At 72.7% G+C, this 16,979-nt stretch carries 8 protein-coding genes; 3 read left to right on the top strand and 5 right to left on the bottom strand.

The window, feature by feature from the left end:
- Window positions 1-13: 13 nt before the first annotated feature.
- On the bottom strand, window positions 14-4,213 hold the full coding sequence (locus tag ABD269_RS20540; protein ID WP_344119798.1) for a hypothetical protein: 4,200 nt from the start codon (window positions 4,211-4,213) through the stop codon (window positions 14-16).
- 3 nt (window positions 4,214-4,216) lie between these two features.
- Window positions 4,217-7,816, bottom strand: a complete 3,600-nt coding sequence (locus ABD269_RS20535; protein ID WP_344119796.1) for a hypothetical protein — start codon at window positions 7,814-7,816, stop codon at window positions 4,217-4,219.
- 253 nt (window positions 7,817-8,069) lie between these two features.
- On the opposite strand from ABD269_RS20535, the gene ABD269_RS20530 reads away from it, so the two are divergent.
- On the top strand, window positions 8,070-8,519 hold the full coding sequence (locus ABD269_RS20530) for a DUF6224 family protein (protein WP_344119794.1): 450 nt from the start codon (window positions 8,070-8,072) through the stop codon (window positions 8,517-8,519).
- 12 nt (window positions 8,520-8,531) lie between these two features.
- Here the strand turns inward: ABD269_RS20530 and ABD269_RS20525 are convergent, their stop codons facing one another.
- The 3 genes from ABD269_RS20525 to ABD269_RS20515 form a co-directional block, all read right to left on the bottom strand.
- Entirely contained in the window at window positions 8,532-9,644 is a 1,113-nt protein-coding gene (locus tag ABD269_RS20525; RefSeq protein ID WP_301889925.1) for a baeRF2 domain-containing protein, read from the bottom strand.
- 176 nt (window positions 9,645-9,820) lie between these two features.
- The gene (locus tag ABD269_RS20520) at window positions 9,821-11,224 is read right to left on the bottom strand and encodes an NADP-dependent succinic semialdehyde dehydrogenase (protein WP_344119791.1); all 1,404 of its coding nucleotides are present in this window, start codon (window positions 11,222-11,224) and stop codon (window positions 9,821-9,823) included.
- Between the two features lie 126 nt (window positions 11,225-11,350).
- Window positions 11,351-12,676, bottom strand: a complete 1,326-nt coding sequence (locus ABD269_RS20515; protein WP_301889923.1) for an MFS transporter — start codon at window positions 12,674-12,676, stop codon at window positions 11,351-11,353.
- Between the two features lie 471 nt (window positions 12,677-13,147).
- Here ABD269_RS20515 and ABD269_RS20510 point away from each other — a divergent pair, with 471 nt between their 5' ends.
- Together ABD269_RS20510 and ABD269_RS20505 are read left to right on the top strand one after the other, a co-directional pair.
- Window positions 13,148-13,789 carry a DedA family protein gene (locus ABD269_RS20510; RefSeq protein WP_301889922.1) on the top strand — a complete coding sequence of 214 codons (642 nt, stop codon included), beginning with the start codon at window positions 13,148-13,150 and terminating at the stop codon, window positions 13,787-13,789.
- A gap of 404 nt (window positions 13,790-14,193) precedes the next feature.
- The gene (locus ABD269_RS20505) at window positions 14,194-16,935 is read left to right on the top strand and encodes an AAA family ATPase (RefSeq protein ID WP_344119788.1); all 2,742 of its coding nucleotides are present in this window, start codon (window positions 14,194-14,196) and stop codon (window positions 16,933-16,935) included.
- Window positions 16,936-16,979: the final 44 nt, after the last annotated feature.

Genomic DNA, 16,979 nt, shown 5'->3' with positions numbered 1-16,979 from the left:
GTACGCCCGCCCCTCACTCCTGCAGGACGATCCCCCCGAGCAGCGTCGTGGCCAGGGCGAAGTGGTCGGCGTGGACGAGCCGGTGGCCGACCGGCAGCGCGGTGCCGCCCGCGGTGACCGTGCCGGTGGCCGTGGTCCGGTCGGTCAGGTAGGTCTCGTACTCCTCGATCCTTAGCCGGAACGAGGAGAGCTGCGGGAGCTGAGGGGCAGGCGGGGTGAGGTCGCCGGTCCAGGCGAAGCCGGTGCCGCGGGCGACGCAGGTGAGTTCGAGTACGGCGCCGGTGTCGGTCCAGTCGAGGTCGCCGCCGGTCAGTGGGCGCTGCTGGACGGAGGCGACGACGCGGCGGCTCGCGGCCATGCCCGGCTGCCCGGGACCGGCCCGCTTGCCGACGGCGTTCACGGTGGCGGGCCCGCTCAGCTCGATCCGGAACCGGCCGCTCGCCGTCATGGCCGCGCCGGCCGTGCGGTCTGGCACCAGCTGGCCGAACTCGCCGAGGACCACCTTGGACAGGTGGAGCGGGGCGACGGAGTACGGCTGGTAGCGGGCGAGCGCGGGCCGCAGGTAGGGGAAGTAGGCGGTGTCGTCGGCGGATTGGCCCAGGTCGACATCGATGTCGCAATACCACAGCCGCTGCCGCTGGTCGAAGACCGGGGTGAAGGCGACGACCGTGACGGAGGCCGGGGCCCCGGCGACGAGCTCGGCCGTCGGCACACCGGTGGCGCTGAGGGCCGCGTTCGGGAAGTGGGCCGGGGTGAGGTGGGGCAGGACGGTCGCGTCCGCTCCCACGGGGTCGGCGGCGCACCGGGTGACGAGCTCGTCGGGCAGGTCGGTGCCGGGGTCGAGCACGAGGGCGAGGAGTTCGTCGTCACCCGAGGAGAACCAGGGGCGTTCGAGGTAGACGCGGACTCCGGCGCGCCGCCGGATCCGGGTCACCCGGTGCTGTGCGTGGTCGACGGAGCTCTCCCAGCGGAAGGTGGGGACGAGGTGGCTGACCACGGGCGGTTCTGGCCGGCGCGAGCTGGGGACGGGCCAGCCCTGTCCGGTCGGCCCTGCGCCGGCGGGCCCGGTCCTGGTGATGAGCTCGGGCCGGTCGGTGATCGCCGGATGGAAGTACTCGCGGAAGCGGGTGGTGGCGGTGGGGGTGTAGGTGATGTTGCGGTGCCGGGTGTCCCGGAATTCATGGCGGATCCCGGCCAGGGAGTGCTGGTCCTGCCAGGGCTGGAGGGTGAGGTCACCGGCGTGGGCGTGGCCGGTGACCTGTTCGGGCGCGTCCTGGGTGATGTCGTCGGACCACTCGGTCCAGGTGGCGTCGACGTCGATCCGGCCGGTGCTCTTCGCGTGCGACGTCACGCTGCCGACGAGGCCGGTGAAGGTCTCCTCGGCGGCGCGGAGGAAGGTCAGGTCGCTCAGCACCGGTCGTTCCAGGGGCTTTTCGACGGCGTGGACGAGGGTGAGCTCCACCCAGGGGGTGATCATCCAGTTCTCGCCGGCGGCGGAGGCGGCGGTCAGCTCGTCCTTCTTCTGCTGCGGCAGCCCGGTGACGGGGTCGTTCCACAGCGGGGAGCCGGTGAGGAGCTGCCAGGCGCGGAAGACGTCGAGGTCGGCGGCGTCGATCCGGCAGCTCATCCGGACGGTGGCGACCTCGGCCTTGGGCAGGTACACGGTCAACTGGCGGCCGAGCAGCGGCCAGTCGGGCCGCCCGGTGCCCTCCTCGATCCGCAGGCGCAGGGGCTGCGCCTGCGGCCAGGGGCCGGGGAAGTCGTAGGTCTCGTTGGGGTCCGCGCCGGGCAGCCCGCGGAACGAGACGCCGCGGGCCGGGACGTCGGGCAGATAGGGCAGGAGCAGCTGGGCCGCGTCGTGGACGACGTACTCGCCCTGCTTGAGCCCGTCGCCGCGTGGCACGGGGAGTTCGGTGAGCGGTTCGGTGTCGTGCGGGTCGTGCTTGGCGACGTGGATCTCGCCGAAGAACTTGAGGTCGCGGGTCAGACTCGGGTTCTCCGGGAAGCTGACGAGGGTGTCGAGGTAGGTGCCGGCCTCGCGGGACGCCGACGCGAAGTACTGGTGGCGCGCTCCGGCCGAGGCACCGGGGCCGAAGGCGGCGTCGTACATCCCGTGCTGCTCGGCCATCTGCAGGGCGGTCTTCGGGGGGCTGATGTGGCGTTCGTCGAAGGGGCGGTAGCGCCGGTCGAGCCCGTCGGCGGGTGAGTGCTGCTCGTGGTCGGGGACCTCGGCGTTCCTGCGCAGCGCCCACAGGACCGGCGATACGGGGGTGCCGTCGTCCTCGACGGTGGAGCGGACGACGAGCCGTGGCTCCGACTCGCCTTCCAGGAAGGGCCAGCGGGGCACGACGACGGGGGGTGGTACGGGCTCCCACCGGCTGTAGGTGAGGGGTGCCGTCATGGTGCCCTCGGCGCCGGCGGGGTCGGTGTCGGGGCCGAGGCTGTTCCCGGCGAGGTCGGTGAGGCGGGCGCGCAGCCGGTAGGTGCGGCGGTAGCGCAGCGCGGGCAGGGTGCCGGCGGTGGGCCGGAACCGGGCGTCGAGGGGGAAGTCCGCGGAGACCTCGGGGTCGGAGATCTGCGGCCGGTCGTCGAGGCCGATGGTCCGGCCGGGCGGCGGGGCCGCGAGGGACCAGCCGTGCCAGCCGAACAGCGCCTGGTGGACGTAGAGCTGGTCGGTGTGGACCTTGTCCTGGGTGACCGCGCTGGCTTTGACGTGTCCTTCGTCGGGTGCCACGGTCAGCGGGACGGGTGCCTGTCCGGGCCGTCGGAGGGCGTAGCTGCCGGTCCGTGCGCACAGCGGGTGCCAGGCGGTGATGTGGCCGGTGATGTCGTCGACGACGCCGACGTCGACGCGGTAGCCGCGGACGAGGTGCGAGGCGTCGAGCAGGGCGGCGGGGACCGCGGTGCCGGGCCCGGGTCCGGGGCCGACGCCCGCGGTGTGCCGGGCGTCGTCCTCCATCTGCTGGGCGAGCGAGGCGTCGCGGCCTTCGTACAGAACGGTGATCCCGGCGCCGTGCAGCGCGGGCAGGGCGGTGACGTCGGGGGCGACGGAGCCGGGCCCGGTGGGATCGGCCGGGCCGATCTGTGTCTGTCCGACGATCCGGGCGAACTCGACGAACTTCATCGCCGCGCCGTCCACGTCGAGGTCGGTGACGTGCACGGCGTCGGTGCCGAGCCCGAGCATCCGGCGGCCGTACGGGCCGGTGTCCTCCGCGTACGCCTCGCAGCGCGCGCCCGCGACGTAGCGCAGCCTGGTCCAGGGCCGCAGGCTCTCGTCCGTGTCGAGCCGTCCTTGCGGGGCGGTGAAGGTCACGCGTGCCTGCCACTGGTCGGCGAGGCCCGGTGGCGGGGTGACGAGCAGGTCGAGGGCGAGGCCGAAGCGGCGCAGCAGTTCGGGGTGGTCCGCGAGGAGGGCGCAGGCGGCGTGGAAGTCGAGGTCGGGGCGCTGTGGCGGGTCGGGGGTGGGGGCGGCCTCGGCGGGGGCCGCGGGGGCGGGCCGCCGGTCGTAGAAGCGGTACAGCTCGGCGAAGTTGAGCATGGCGCTGTCGCCCTGGTAGCCGGGGGCGGAGCGGTCCATACAGCGGGGCCGGTAGGGGTCGGTGCTGATGCCGGCCGTGCCCTGGATGAGGTGGTCGAGCTGCCCGTAGGTCGATTCGACGGCTCTGGCGAGGGTCCTGATGCGCTCATTGAGGGGGACGAGGAGGTCGAAGAGGTCGGGAAGGTCCCAGGTGGGCGGTGGGGCGGGTGTGCCTTCGGCACGGTCCTCGCCGCCGCTGCCGGGGAAGGCCCTGCTGCGGGCGGTGGTCGTCACGGCGACCTGGTAGAGGTTGCCGATCTGTCCGTGGACGGCCTTGCTGGGGAAGGAGCGGAGCGTCGGGGGGACACCCTGGGCGAGGGCGGTGGGCCGGGTGGGGTCGGTCACCTTGGTGTCGGGGCGGAAGAGCTGCTGCCACAGGGTGCTGTCGGGCGGCGGGTAGCGGTCCGTGCGCGGCTCGGTGGGCACGGCGGTGCCGGTGCCGCCGCCGGGCGGGGCGAACTCCACCTGGAGCGCCCTGGCGTAGGCGGCGAGGGTCGTCGGCCAGTCGAGGAAGCCCGCGAAGTCGTTCAGCGTGCCTCCACCGGTCAGGCGCGGGCTGACCAGGACGGTCAGCCGGAGCTTGCCCTGGGCGCTCACCCCGTCGGGCAGTACGGTCCACCGGATCGTCTCGGGCATGGCTCAGCTCACCTCCGCGAAAGCGGTGCAGTATTCGTCGACGGGAACGCGCGTGTCGCCGGTCACCGGGTCGGTGTAGGGCGCCATCATCTCGGCGAAGGCGGGCGGCCGTACGGGGTCCGCCGCGCCGGGGAGGGCGGTGAGGGTGGTGGGTCCGGAGCCCACGAACCGCTTCTCGCACTCGATGGTCACCGACTGCGACCAGAAGCCGATGTGGACGCTGATGGTGATCCGCGCCCGGCCGAAGACGGTGTGGGTGCCCATGTCCCAGGTGAGTTCGAGGTAGAGCTCCACGGAGGCGGAGACGATGCCGAGGACGTCGACCTCGCCGCGGGCCCGGAAGTATCCGGTGAGCCGGGACTCCCCGGTGTCGATCTCCAGCCGGTAGTAGATGCCCGCCATCACCGACAGGCTGCCGCTCGCGACGCCGAAGTCCATGGACAGGGCGGCGCCGAACTCCAGCGCCGCTTCGAGCACCGCGATGCGCTGCGGGGTGAGGACGATCCCGAAGAATCCGCCGCCGCCGAGCAGGGAGACGGTGAGCCGGAAGGGCGCCTGCCGGGTGCAGAAGGAGAAGCCGGCCTCCATCGCCCGTCCGACGAAGGGCAGGTCGAGGGAGGCGTCGAGGCGGATGTTCTCCAGGCTGAACACGCCGATCGCGAGGTTGGGCAGCGGCAGTCCGTACGAGGCGACGATGCCGGAGGGGGTGACCTGGAGGCCGGGCGGGTCGCTGAACCCGTCGAGGGGAATGAGCCGCCGCAGGGTCTCCACGAAGGACAGCGGGCCGATGAAGTGGACGCCCTTGAAGGCGACGTCGACGTCGAGCTTCTTGCCGGCCCGCGCGGTGAAGCGGATGTGCTCGAAGTCGAGTTCGAGGGCGTTGAAGCCGGGCACGAGGAGAAGTTTGAACTTCTCCAGGGAGCAGGTGACGTCGGCGCCGGAGGACAGGTCGGGGCGCAGCGACCCGCGGAGGTCGACGACGACGGAGAACCGTCCGTCGGGGTCGGGGACGAAGACGGGTCCGCCGGCGCCGGGCGGTGTCCAGGGCTGGATCTGCGGGTTCCACTCCAGCCGGGCGTTGACGGTCTCGGGGAGTTTCGCGGCGTCCGCGGCCTTCTCCACTGCCTGGCGCAGGGAGAGTACTTGTCCGGCGGCGTTGTTCCAGGTGGCGACCTGTTGCCGGACGCGGGCGAGCAGGGCGCGGACGCCGGGGTCGGCGCCCTGGGGAAGGGTGTTGAGGAGGTCGGTGAGGGCCGTGGAGAAGGCGTCGAAGGCGCGGTCGACGTCCTGCATCGTGAGCGGGCCCTGGGCTCCGGCGAGGCGTTGGGCGAGGAAGTCGCCGACCGTGGTGACCAGGGCCTGGGCGGTGTCGGCGACCTGCCGCGCGGCGGGCGGGTAGCGGTCGGCCTCGTTGAGGACCAGGGCGCGGATCCGGCTCAGGTCGGACAGGAAGCCGGTGACGGCGTTGACGGTCTCGGTGAAGAAGTTGGGTACTTTCAGGGGCTGGTCGAGTCCGGCGGGCTTGATGATCTCGGCGAGGGGGACGACGCCCAGCAGATTGGCGCCCAGCAGCCCGAGGACGTCGGAGACGTGGAAGTAGTCGGTGGGTTCGAAGGTGCCGTCGGCGATCTTCGCGAGGGCGTCGGCGCCGGCGGCCGCGACGCCGGAGACCGGTCCGGTCCTGCGGGAGAGCCCGGCCACGTCGAAGCTGGGTGCCACCAGTCCGCCGGAGCGGTCGCTTTGGCCGTTGAAGTTCATGGTGAGCGGGTTGTGCGGGTCGGTGAGCAGGCTGAGGAAGACCTCGCCCTTGTTGGCCGTGCGCGCGCCCTGGGTGATCTGCTGGAAGGCGGACAGGGCGTAGCGCTCGGCGTAGCGGACGGGCACGGTGGTGTTCGCGCCGGTGAGGTGGCCGACGGCGGGCACCGTGACGTTCGCCCAGCGGAGTTGAGGGATGAAGGCGGCCTCGCCCGGGTGCGCCGGGTCCTGCTGGGCCAGGGCCGGTGGCGCGACCATGCCCCACACCAGGTCGGCGACGTCGAGGCGGGTGTCGTCGGGTTTGGCGCTGGGCGCGAGCGCCACGGACTGGCCGAGCAGGGCGGCGCTGGTCCGCGGGGGCGGGTCGACCTGGAGGGTGGGGGCCAGGGGGTGGCGGGGGTCCTCGTTGTTGTAGTCGGCGACGACCGTGGTGAGCGCGGTGCCGGTGGCGAGGGTGTCGGGGACGAACTTCAGCGGTGTGCGGAATTCCACGGTCCGCCCGTCGTGGTCCACCGCGGTGGCCTTGAACCGGAACGGGCTCTCGGCGCGGGTGGCGGGGAAGAACGCCTCGATGCCGGGTGGCACGTCGGTGAGGTCGGGCGTGACGAGGGTGTCGAGGTGGACCTGGGTGAACGGGAAGAGGACGTTGGTCAGTTCACCGGTGTCGCCGGGTCCGGCCGGGAGGGGACGGCCGGGGTCGTAGATGCGCAGCGGCCGGCGGACGACGATGAAGAACCGCTGGGAGAGATAGGCGGCGCGCGGGTCGCCGAAGGTGCGCTCGGTGACCTTGACGAGGTCGGCCCGGTGGCCGAAGGGGCAGAGGAAGCCCGCGTACATCACCCTGACGTAGTGGTCCCTGCCGAGTGCGGCGCGGTGCCGCCACTCGCTGAGCGGAATCCCGGTGGGCCGCTCGGGCCACTCCCCCAGGCTGTCGAGCCAGCCGCCCATGGCCGACAGCATCAGCTTGTCGACGGCGATCGGCAGCGGCACATAGGGCTTCGCCCCGGGGGTGGTGAGCCCGGCGCCGGAGGTGAGGTCGACGATCCAGCCGCGGTCCTGTGCGGTCAGCGGCTGCCGGAAGTCTGCGGGGGCGCCGGGGTCGGCGCCACGGTCGCGGTTCCACACGGCGCGGGCGGTGGCGCCGGTCGACCGGGTGTGCCAGAGCTCGACCCGCTCGCCGGGCGCGGGGTCGGCGACGGTTCCCCGGTGGCTCCACCGCGCCTTCTGGGTGGGTGAAAGGCAGAGCCGGTAGGGAAGTTCGACGCCGGTGAAGGGATGGGCGGGGTCGGACAGCGGGTCCTGGGGGCCCGCGGTGGCGGCTCTCTCGACGACCGCTCCGGCCGCCGCGAGGGTGGCCTCGGCCCCGTAGCGCGCGCTCAGTTCGGCGGTGGTGCGCAGGAGGCGCACGAGGGAGACGGCCCGGGCGGTGGGGTCGCCGGTGCCGTCGGGTGCGGGCCCCGGGAGCCGCAGGACAGCGACGGGGGCGGTGTCCGGTTCGCGGGCGGCATCGACGACCCTGAGCGGCAGGCGTCCCATCGCGTCGAGCAGCCCGCCTTCGTCGTAGTCGACGGCGTCCTGCGCGCCGACTTCGAAGACGAGCACGCTTTTGCCGCTGATGAGTGATTCGACGGGCAAGTCTTTCGGTTCGGTGGGCAGTTCCGCGTCGAATGCCTGCTCCACCACGTGCTGCGGTCCGAAGGTGACGACGAGGAGGGCGTCCGCTTGGGGATCCGCCCGGACCAGCCGCCGGGGCCCCGGGCCGCCCTGGAATGTCAGGCCGGGGAAAGTGAAGGTGAGGTCCAGCAAATCGGTGCCGCGCAGGATCCGAATCGGAGCCGGTGTGCTCATGACGCCCCCGCATGCGCTCGCGTTCGCGGTGCTCGGAAGGGAATTCCCGGTCCTGACGGAACGCCGGACCGGGCCCGGTGACCACTCTCCCCCTACCCCGGACGGCCCACAGTCAATTGGGCCGAACGGGTGGGAGAGCCGGTTTCGCATTGCGTTCGCGGCCGGGCATTCCAACGCCCTGCGGGAGCGGCCGGGTGCCTGCCAGACTGGGCGCACCGCGACGGAGCCACGGTGAAGCAGGAGTTGGTGGACAGTGAGCGACAGGCGGAAGCGCCCCTACACGAAGGACGAAGTGCTCCACGGCGTGGCACTGATCCAGGCGCATCTCGCGGAGGACATGGACGCCATCGCCGCTCTCCAGGGTCTGGACGAGGACGAGCGGTCGGCGCGGGAGACGGCGCGGGCCATGTTCGCGCTGGCCCACATCATTGTTTATGGGGCCGTCATCCCGCAGATGTGGGTCGTCAAGAAGGACTTCACATACGGCAACACCGGCAATGTGCCGGAACTCGCCCTGGCGCTGCTCTTCGTCGAGCGGATCGAGCAGCGGGTGGAGCTCGCCCATGTGCATCCGGTGGTGGGCGCGCTCTCGGCGGGCGATGTCATGGGGCTGATCGTGGAGTGTCTGGGGACGAAAATGGAGGACGTCCCGGCTTTCCTCGACGCCGTACGGGAACAGACGCTGCGCACGATGGCGCCCTGAGCGCCCGCGAGGTCAGCCGAAGCGGCAGATGCCGCCGGTGCCCTGCGACGGGGCGCCGGGGGTGTCCGGCTCCAGGATGCGTACGTCGGCGCCGGTGAGCAGCGCGGAGCGGACGGCGACGTCGGCCAGGCGGCCGCTGACGAGCGGGCCGCTGCCGTTGGGCACGAAGTCCTCGTGGCGTTCGTAGACATCGGTGGGCGAGGTCCCGAACCAGGCCGTGCGGGCGTCCCGGGGGTCGTCGGTGACGGCCAGGGTGCCGACCCTGCCCGCGGCCAGTGCCTCCAGGGTCTCGTGGACGCCTTCCACGGCGTGGCCGCCCGGTGCGCGCTCCTCGTCGAGGCGGCGCAGCAGTTCGGCGGTCTCCTCCCGGGCGGCCGCGGACGCCTCGGCCGCCACCTGGGCCGCACGCCCGCCGCCGGAGCCGTCCTCGCTGCGGCCGCCGCTGACCTGGCCGATGGACACGTCGCGCAGGACCCGGGACGGGAGGTGTTTGGTCAGGTACTGCCGGGCCCGTACATCGCCGGCGACCAGGAGGAGGCGCGCGGAGACCTCTCCGAGGGCCTCGGCCACGGCGTCGGCGACCGCGGTGGCGTTGTGCTCCCAGGAGTCCTCGGCCCGGTGCTGGAAGCGCATCTGGGGCAGCCCGGAGCTGCGCCCGATCTCGTCGTCGGGGCCGGTGACCGTGCGGCGTACGGGCTCGGTGGAGCCCTCCGCGTACAGCAGCAGGTCGGCTCCGGAGCGGTCCACGACGACGACCACGTGGGCCGGGTGGTCCTGGCGCCACTCCATCAGGGGCAGCAGGTGCGGGAGGGGCCCCGACATCGCGAGGTCGCCGTGTCCGCCGCCGGGCAGCTCGACGACGTGCCGCACCTTGCCCTCCGCCGCGAAGGCGGCCAGCACCCCGGTGCCGGGCAGCCGGTCCATGACCTCGGAGGTGAGGGCGTCCAGGGTGGCCGGGGCGGCTCCCTCCTCGGCCAGCCGACCGGTCAGGCCGCGCCACCGGGACTGGGCCGCCTGTGCCAGCTGGGGCCGCGCCTCACGGTCGAAGTACACCGACAGGAAGGGGCCCGGCGCCTGCAGCAGGTCGCGCAGCGTGCCGGTGTCGGTGGCTGTGGCAGTGGTCATGGGGTTCTCCTTCGACGGAACAGTGCCGTCCACCCGGGGGCCGGAACCCCCGGGGCCCGTGGATCCGGCTACCCCTTCCAGGTGACCAGATGCGGCGGCATCGTGCCATCGGTGGAGCGGCCGCGCCCGGGAAGGCCGGGAGGGACGGCCTTCCCGGAGGCGGTGGGGACGGGGGCTCAGGCCTCCGGGTCCGCCCCGTGCCACACGGTGGTGATGTTGCAGAACTCGCGGATCCCGTGCCCCGACAGCTCCCGGCCGTAGCCGGAGCGCTTGACCCCGCCGAACGGCAGCGCGGGGTGCGAGGCGGTCATGCCGTTGAAGAAGACACCACCGGCCTCGATGTCCCGCGCGAAGCGCTCCTGCTCCCCCGGGTCGCGGGTCCAGACATTGGAGCTCAGCCCGAAGGGGGTGTCGTTGGCGAGCTCCACCGCCTCGTCGAGCCCGCCCACCCGGTAGAGCGTCGCCACCGGGCCGAACGCCTCCTCGTGGTGGATCCGCATATCGGGGGTGATCCCGGCGAGGACCGTCGGTTCGTAGAACCAGCCCGCGTCCAGCCCCTTCGGCCGCCCGCCGCCGCACAGCGCCGCGGCGCCACGGCGCACTGCGTCGTCGACCAGTTCCTCCAGGTCGGCCCGCCCCTGCTCGCTGGCGAGGGGGCCGACGTCGGTGGTGTCGGCCATGGGGTCACCGACGGTCAGCGCCGCCATGCGGGCCGTGAAGCCCTCGGCGAAGTGGTCGTAGACGTCGGTGTGGACGATGAAGCGCTTGGCGGCGATGCAGGACTGCCCGTTGTTCTGCACGCGGGCGGTCACCGCGGTGCGTACGGCGCGGTCGAGGTCGGCCGACGGCATCACGACGTACGGGTCGCTGCCGCCGAGTTCGAGGACGGTCTTCTTGATCTCGTCGCCGGCGATCGCGGCCACGGACCGGCCCGCCGGTTCGCTCCCGGTGAGCGTCGCGGCAGCGACCCTGGGGTCGCGGAGGATGCCCTCGACGGCGCGGGAGCCCACGAGCAGCGTCTGGAAGCACCCCTCGGGGTATCCGGCGCGGCGGAAGAGGTCCTCCAGATAGAGCGCGGTCTGCGGCACGTTGGAGGCGTGCTTGAGCAGGCCGACGTTGCCCGCCATCAGGGCGGGGGCCGCGAAGCGCACGACCTGCCACAGCGGGAAGTTCCACGGCATGACCGCGAGGACCGCGCCCAGGGGGCGGTAGTGGACCCGGGCGCGGGCCGCGCCGGAGTCCTTCACCTCGGTGTCGGAGGGGTATTCGTCGGCCAGCAGGATCTCGGCGTGCCCGGCGTACCAGCGCATCGCCTTCACGCACTTGGCCGCCTCGGCCCGGGCGGCGGCCAGGGGCTTGCCCATCTCGGTGGTCATGGTGCGGGCGATGGTCTCCTGGTCCTCCTCCAGGAGGTCCGCGGCGCGGCTCATCAGCCGCGCCCGCTCGGGGAGGTCGGTGGTGCGGTAGCGCCGGAACGCCGAGACCGCGGCGGCCAGGCATCGCTCGATCCCGTCCGCTCCGAGCTCGTCGAAGGTCCTGAGCGTCTCGCCGTTCGCGGGGTTCACCGTCGCGATGGGCACGGTCGTCCGCCTCCTCCTGCTCCTCGTGCTCGTTGCCTCGACCTTGCAGGGGTCCGCGCGGGCGCGCAAGACGTGATGCGGCCGGGCGCGGCCGGCCCGGCCCGTACGGCGGGGTGGTCACCGGGCTCAGCGGGGAGGCTGCTCCCGTGCCTCGTCGGGGGCGTGCGCCGGGCCGGGCAGCCGGGCCGGGCCCTCGATCGCGGGCCGCGGCACCGCGGCGGGCGCGCGGGGCAGCACCCGGGCGCGGTAGAGCCAGTTGACGGCCACGGCCGACGTCAGCCCGAAGCCCACGCAGCACAGCCAGGGCAGCCAGCGCCTGCCGGTGCAGTCGGCGAGGTCCATCGCCCAGCCGACGACGGCGTTGCCGCCGACCGCCGCCGTGCCCGACAGCATGTAGAAGAGCCCGAAGTACGTTCCGGTCAGCCGCTCGCGGCCGAACCGGGGGATGACCTCCATGGCCGACGGATAGGCGATCATGCCCCCGGCGTAGAGCAGCAGCGCACCGGTGATCATGACGGCGAGCCTGGCGATGCCCTGCCCGGGGCCGTCCGGCCGGGTCGTGGCGCAGACCAGCAGGGGCGGCACGAAGCCGGCCCCTATCAGGGCGATCCCGGCCCCCAGCCAGCGCGCGCCGCCGCCGCGTCTCTCCAGCGTTCTGGTGATCGGGAGTTGGAAGAGCAGGTGGACGACGGCGCCGGAGGCCAGCAGCAGCCCGGCCGCGCCGTTCCAGCCGGACACGGTGCGCGCGCCCTCGGGCAGCAGGACGAAGAGCTGGTTCTCCATGACGACCATGCCGGTGGCGGCGAGGGAGAAGCACAGGAAGCGGCGGTTGCCGAGCACCTCGCGCCAGTCCGCGAGGACCGTCTCGGGCGCGTGGACGGTCTTGCGCGCCGGGAGAGTGAGTGCCTGGGCGATCGTCAGCAGGGTGAAGAAGCCGGAGACGGCCAGCGCGCAGACCCGGATGTCCGCGAGGAACAGCAGGCTGCCGAGCAGGAGTCCGATCAGCCAGCCGCTGGTGGCGAAGACGTTGAGCAGCGCGAACGCCTCGGCCTGACGCTCCCCCATCTCCTGGGCGACGTAGGCGCGTACGGCGGGATAGAACAGCGCCCCCGCCAGGCTGCTGAGCACGGAGGCGGCCAGCAGCAGGGGCAGGGAGTTCCCGAAGGCGAAGAGGGCGAAGCCCGCGGTCCGCAGGGCGCACCCGGTGACGATCACCGTGCGCGCGCCGAGCCGGTCGGCCGCGGTGCCGCCGACGACGAACAGCCCCTGCTGGCTGAGGTTCCGTACGGCGAGCACGAGTCCGACCAGGGCCGCCGACATCCCGAGATCCTGTTCCAAATACTTTGCGAGAAAAGGGATCAGGACGCAGAAGCCGATGTCGACGCCAAACTGATTGATGAATAGCAACCGCAATGCCAGAGGGAAATCCCGCACCGCCCGAAACATTCTCATGCGCGCCCCTGTACGGGCCCGACCGGCAGGCGACCGCGGTCGGGGAAACAACCATGATTTCGGCCCGATCACAGGCCGGGATGCCCCGGTGTACGGCTCGTCGGCTCGCTGTTCCGGTCAGTGGAAGGTCGCGTTCGACGACCTTGGGAAGCGGCCGATCATATGTATTTGCGGTCCATCCCCGATGACCCCCGGCCGTGTTCCTGACGGACACTTCGCCAGACACTTTAGCAAAGCAGACCCCTTGCCGACAGGGCTCGTTGGTGGGGCATTTGCATTTGCGCGGCAGCACAGGAGGTGACGGCGCACAGCGCCGCGCTCTCCCCCGCACCCCGCTTCGCGCCCCGGTCCGCGCCGCCGGGCGGACCCGGATTCCGCGGGCCGACCCGCATCCTTCGCCGCCCCGGATCGTCATACAGTCCCGGGGGCCGGGACGGACCGGCCCCGCCCTCGACTGGCGGAGGCGTTCACGTGCTCACCCACACCGCTGCCGATCTGGCCGTCAACCCCCTGGACGCCTCCTCGTTGCTGGCGGCCTTCGGAGCACTCGGGATCGCCGTGGTGCTGTTCGCGGAGACGGGGTTGCTGATCGGCTTCTTCCTGCCCGGGGACTCGCTGTTGTTCACCGCCGGGCTGCTGGCGAGGGCGGGCACGCACTCCGGTCCCCGGCTCGACCTGACGCAGGTGCTGGTCGCCGCCGCCGTCGGGGCGCTGGCCGGTGCGCAGTGCGGATACGTACTCGGGCGGCGGGGCGGCCGCACCCTGCTCGGCCGCTCCCGCAACCGCCGGCTGCACGAAGGGGCCGCGCGGGCCGAGGAGTTGCTCGACCGGTACGGCCATGCCCGCGCGATCGTGCTGGCGCGCTTCGTGCCGGTGGTCCGCACGGTCCTCAATCCGCTCGCGGGAGCCCTGGGCGTGGCACCGCGCACGTTCGCGCTCTGGCAGACGGCCGGCGGGCTGGTGTGGACGGTGGGCCTGGTCCTGGCGGGATACGGTCTGGGGTCGGCGGTGCCGAACGTCGACCGCTATCTCCTGCCCCTCGTCGGGCTCGTCGTCGCGCTGTCGCTGCTGCCACTGGCGCTGGAACTGCTGCGCAGCCGCCGCACCGGCTGAGGTGACGGCGGGCACGCCCTCACAGTCGCGAGCCCGCCAAAGGCGCGTAAAAATTATGCACAGTCATCCGGAGTGATGCAGTGCAGCGGGGCACCTTCACACAGCAACTGCTGTCCCTACCAAGGAGTTTGACGGGACGGGGGCGGCAGTCTAGGTTTACGCCGAGACTGGAAGACCTCGCCCTTCGCCCGCCCCGGCGCATCGACGATGATGCGCGCGCCGTCCTCAGCCGACTCCGATCCACCCCTGGGCTGCCCATACAGCGCGCTCATGACACAGGGCGCCCCGAGCGGCCGCAGTTGGACACACCGCGGCAACGCACAGGCAACGTGCGCCAAGTATGCCGGAGAACAACCTGCTCGTGAAGTGCTCGGCAAGCAGAAATCTCGGGGGTGCTCAACATCATGATATTCGCCGAAAGAGGAGCGGAATTAGAGATACTCCAGGCGGCGCTCGCCGAGAGCGTCTCCTGCGGAAACGGCGGCGGAACCAGAACCATTCTCATCGAGGGCGGAGTGGCATGCGGGAAGAGCGAGACGCTCGCCCTGACGGGTGATCACGCCTCATCGGCCGGAGCGATGGTGCTCGGCGCCACGGGCTCCCCGGCCCCGGACAGCCCGCCGTTCGACGTGCTGCGCCAGTTGATCGATCACCCGTCCTTTCCCCGCGACGCCCGCGAACGTCTCCGTCCGGTCGACGACCGGCACACCCGGACACCGATATCCCAGCGGTTCTCGGCCGCTCTTCAGGAACTGGCCCGCGAGGTCCCGGTGGTGGTCGCCATAGACGATCTCCAATACGTCGACGGCGACTCCCTGCATTGTCTGGCGCACCTGATCCACCATTCCCGGAAGAGCCGGATACTGGTGCTCCTGGCCCAGTCCCTCGACTGCCCTCCGCAGGACCCGACGTTCGACACCGAACTGCTCCGGCAGCCGGGCTTCCGGCGGATCCGGCTGGAGCCGCTGGGGCTGCCGGGCGTGGCCCAGATCCTCGCCGCGCAGCCGGACGTGCCGGCCGACCCCCGGCTGCCGGCCGAGTTCCACGCCTGCAGCGGGGGGAACCCGCTGCTGTTACGGGCGTTGATCGAGGACCACCGCCTGTCGGGGACCTGCCGGGAGCCCGGCACCGCCCTCGGCGTGGTCCCCGGCGCCCGCTTCGGTCAGGCCGTCCTCACCTGCCTGCACCGGGGCGGCGCCGGGATGCCGGCGGCCGCCAAGGCACTCGCCGTGCTGGGCGACCCGGCCCGCCCCGAGCGCCTGGGTCAACTGGCGGGAATGACACCGGCGTCGGCATCCCGCGCCCTGCACGCCCTGGCCGGTGCCGGGCTGCTCACCGAAGGGTTCCGCTTCCGGCACCCACTGGCCAGGGCGGCAGTGATCGACAGCATGCCCGCCACCGAACGCCGTTCGCTGCACTGCCTCTCCGCGGCGCTGCTGCACCAGGAGGGCGCGCCCGCCACCGAGGTCGCCGGGCACCTGCTGGCCGCGCGCGACGCGATCGGCCCCTGGGGCGTCGCGGTGCTCCAGGAGGCGGCCGAGCAGGTGCTGGCGGAGGACGAGGTGCGGCAGGCCATCGCGTATCTGGAGCTGGCCTGCGAGAGCTGCGCGGACGACGGGCTCCGGGCGGAGATGCGGATCCGGCTCGCCGCCATCACCTGGCGGATCAACCCGGCCGCCGCGGAGGAGCGCCATCTGGCCGAGCCGATCTCCGCGCTGCGGGCCGACCGCCTCCCGGTGGCCTCCGTCGGCCTGCTGGCGAGGCTGCTGGCCGCGCACGGCCGGCTCGACGAGGCCCGGCACGCCCTGGGGAGGATCAAGGAGTTGTCCGGCCCCGAGGCGGAGTGGGCGGTCGGGTCCGAGTGCGAGGTCCTGATGCCGTGGACCTGGCACCCGCAGCGCTCCGAGTGCGTGGGCGCCACGGTCGGGTCCGCCCGGCCACAGGACCCGCCGGTGGTGCCCGGCAGCGCCCAGGAGTACGAGTGCACCCTCGCCGGGACCGAGCACTTCCTGCGGGTGTCGCCGCTGACGGACACGACGCTCGGCCCCATCGTCACGGCGCTGAAGTCACTGCTGTACAGCGACCGGGTGGACCTGGCGGATCCGTGGTGCACCTGGTTCCTCGAGGAGGCCGCGCGCCGGGGCGCCCCGGGCTGGCAGGCGGTGTTCGCCTCGCTGCGGGCCGAGATCGCACTGCGCCAGGGCCGGCTGCCGGCCGCGGAGGACCACGCGCGCCGCGCGATGCGGGCCTTCCCCGAGCGCACCGGCAGCCTGTTCATCGGCGGCCCCATGTCGAGCCTGATCCTCGCCTACACCGCCATGGGGAACTACGGGGCGGCGGCCCGGCAGCTCAACCAGTCGGTGCCGAACGCCCTGTTCCGGACCGTGTACGGGCTCGGCTACCTGCGGGCGCGCGGACGCTACCACCTCGCCACCAACCGGATCCACGCCGCGCTCGGCGACTTCCTCGCCCTGGGCCGGCTCGCCGCCCGCTGGGGGGTCGACCGGCCCGTCCTGCTGCCCTGGCGCACGGACGCCGCCGAGGCGTGGCTCCAGCTCTCCGACCGCGACCAGGCGGCGCGGCTCGTCACCGAGCAGCTCCGGATGAGCGACTCCGACAACTCCCGTGTCCGGGGCGTCTGTCTGCGGATCCGGGCGATGACCGGGGACCTCGCACAGCGGCCGCGCGCGCTCGCCGGGGCCGTGGAGGCGCTGCAGCGCTCCGGTGACCGGCTGGAGCTGGCCCGCGCGCTGGCCGCGCTCGGTGAGGCGCACGAGCTGCTGGGCGACTCCGCACGGGCGGCCGTGGTGAAGAGCAGGGCGTGGCGGATGGCCGAGGAGTGCGGGGCCGGGACACTGTGCGAGTCCATACGGCCCGACCTCGGGGACCGGCATCCGGCGGTCGTGTTCGGCGGCCCCGACAACCGGGCCTTCCGGGCCGCGGCCGAGGCGAAGCTCAGCGACTCCGAGAAGCGGGTGGCCGTCCTCGCGGCGTGCGGCTACACCAACCGCGAGATCTCGGAACGGCTCACTGTCACGGTGAGCACCGTGGAGCAGCATCTCACCCGGGTCTACCGGAAGTTGAACATCTCCCGGCGCGAGCAGCTGCCGCCGGATCTCCAGGTCGGCATGGGCGAGATCGCCTGACGGCCCCGGGCACGGCGGGACCGCGGCACCGCGTCCACAGGGAG

Source organism: Streptomyces blastmyceticus, assembly GCF_039521185.1.
Lineage (GTDB): Bacteria > Actinomycetota > Actinomycetes > Streptomycetales > Streptomycetaceae > Streptomyces > Streptomyces blastmyceticus.
This window is presented reverse-complemented; position numbering and strand designations above follow the sequence as displayed.

What these genes read in the sequence shown, in the direction of transcription:
- ABD269_RS20525 (WP_301889925.1), bottom strand. Translation starts at nt 9,644, where the DNA reads ATGACCACTGCCACAGCCACCGACACCGGCACGCTGCGCGACCTGCTG.
- ABD269_RS20535 (WP_344119796.1), bottom strand. Translation starts at nt 7,816, where the DNA reads ATGAGCACACCGGCTCCGATTCGGATCCTGCGCGGCACCGATTTGCTG.
- ABD269_RS20540 (WP_344119798.1), bottom strand. Translation starts at nt 4,213, where the DNA reads ATGCCCGAGACGATCCGGTGGACCGTACTGCCCGACGGGGTGAGCGCC.
- ABD269_RS20515 (WP_301889923.1), bottom strand. Translation starts at nt 12,676, where the DNA reads ATGAGAATGTTTCGGGCGGTGCGGGATTTCCCTCTGGCATTGCGGTTG.
- ABD269_RS20505 (WP_344119788.1), top strand. Translation starts at nt 14,194, where the DNA reads ATGATATTCGCCGAAAGAGGAGCGGAATTAGAGATACTCCAGGCGGCG.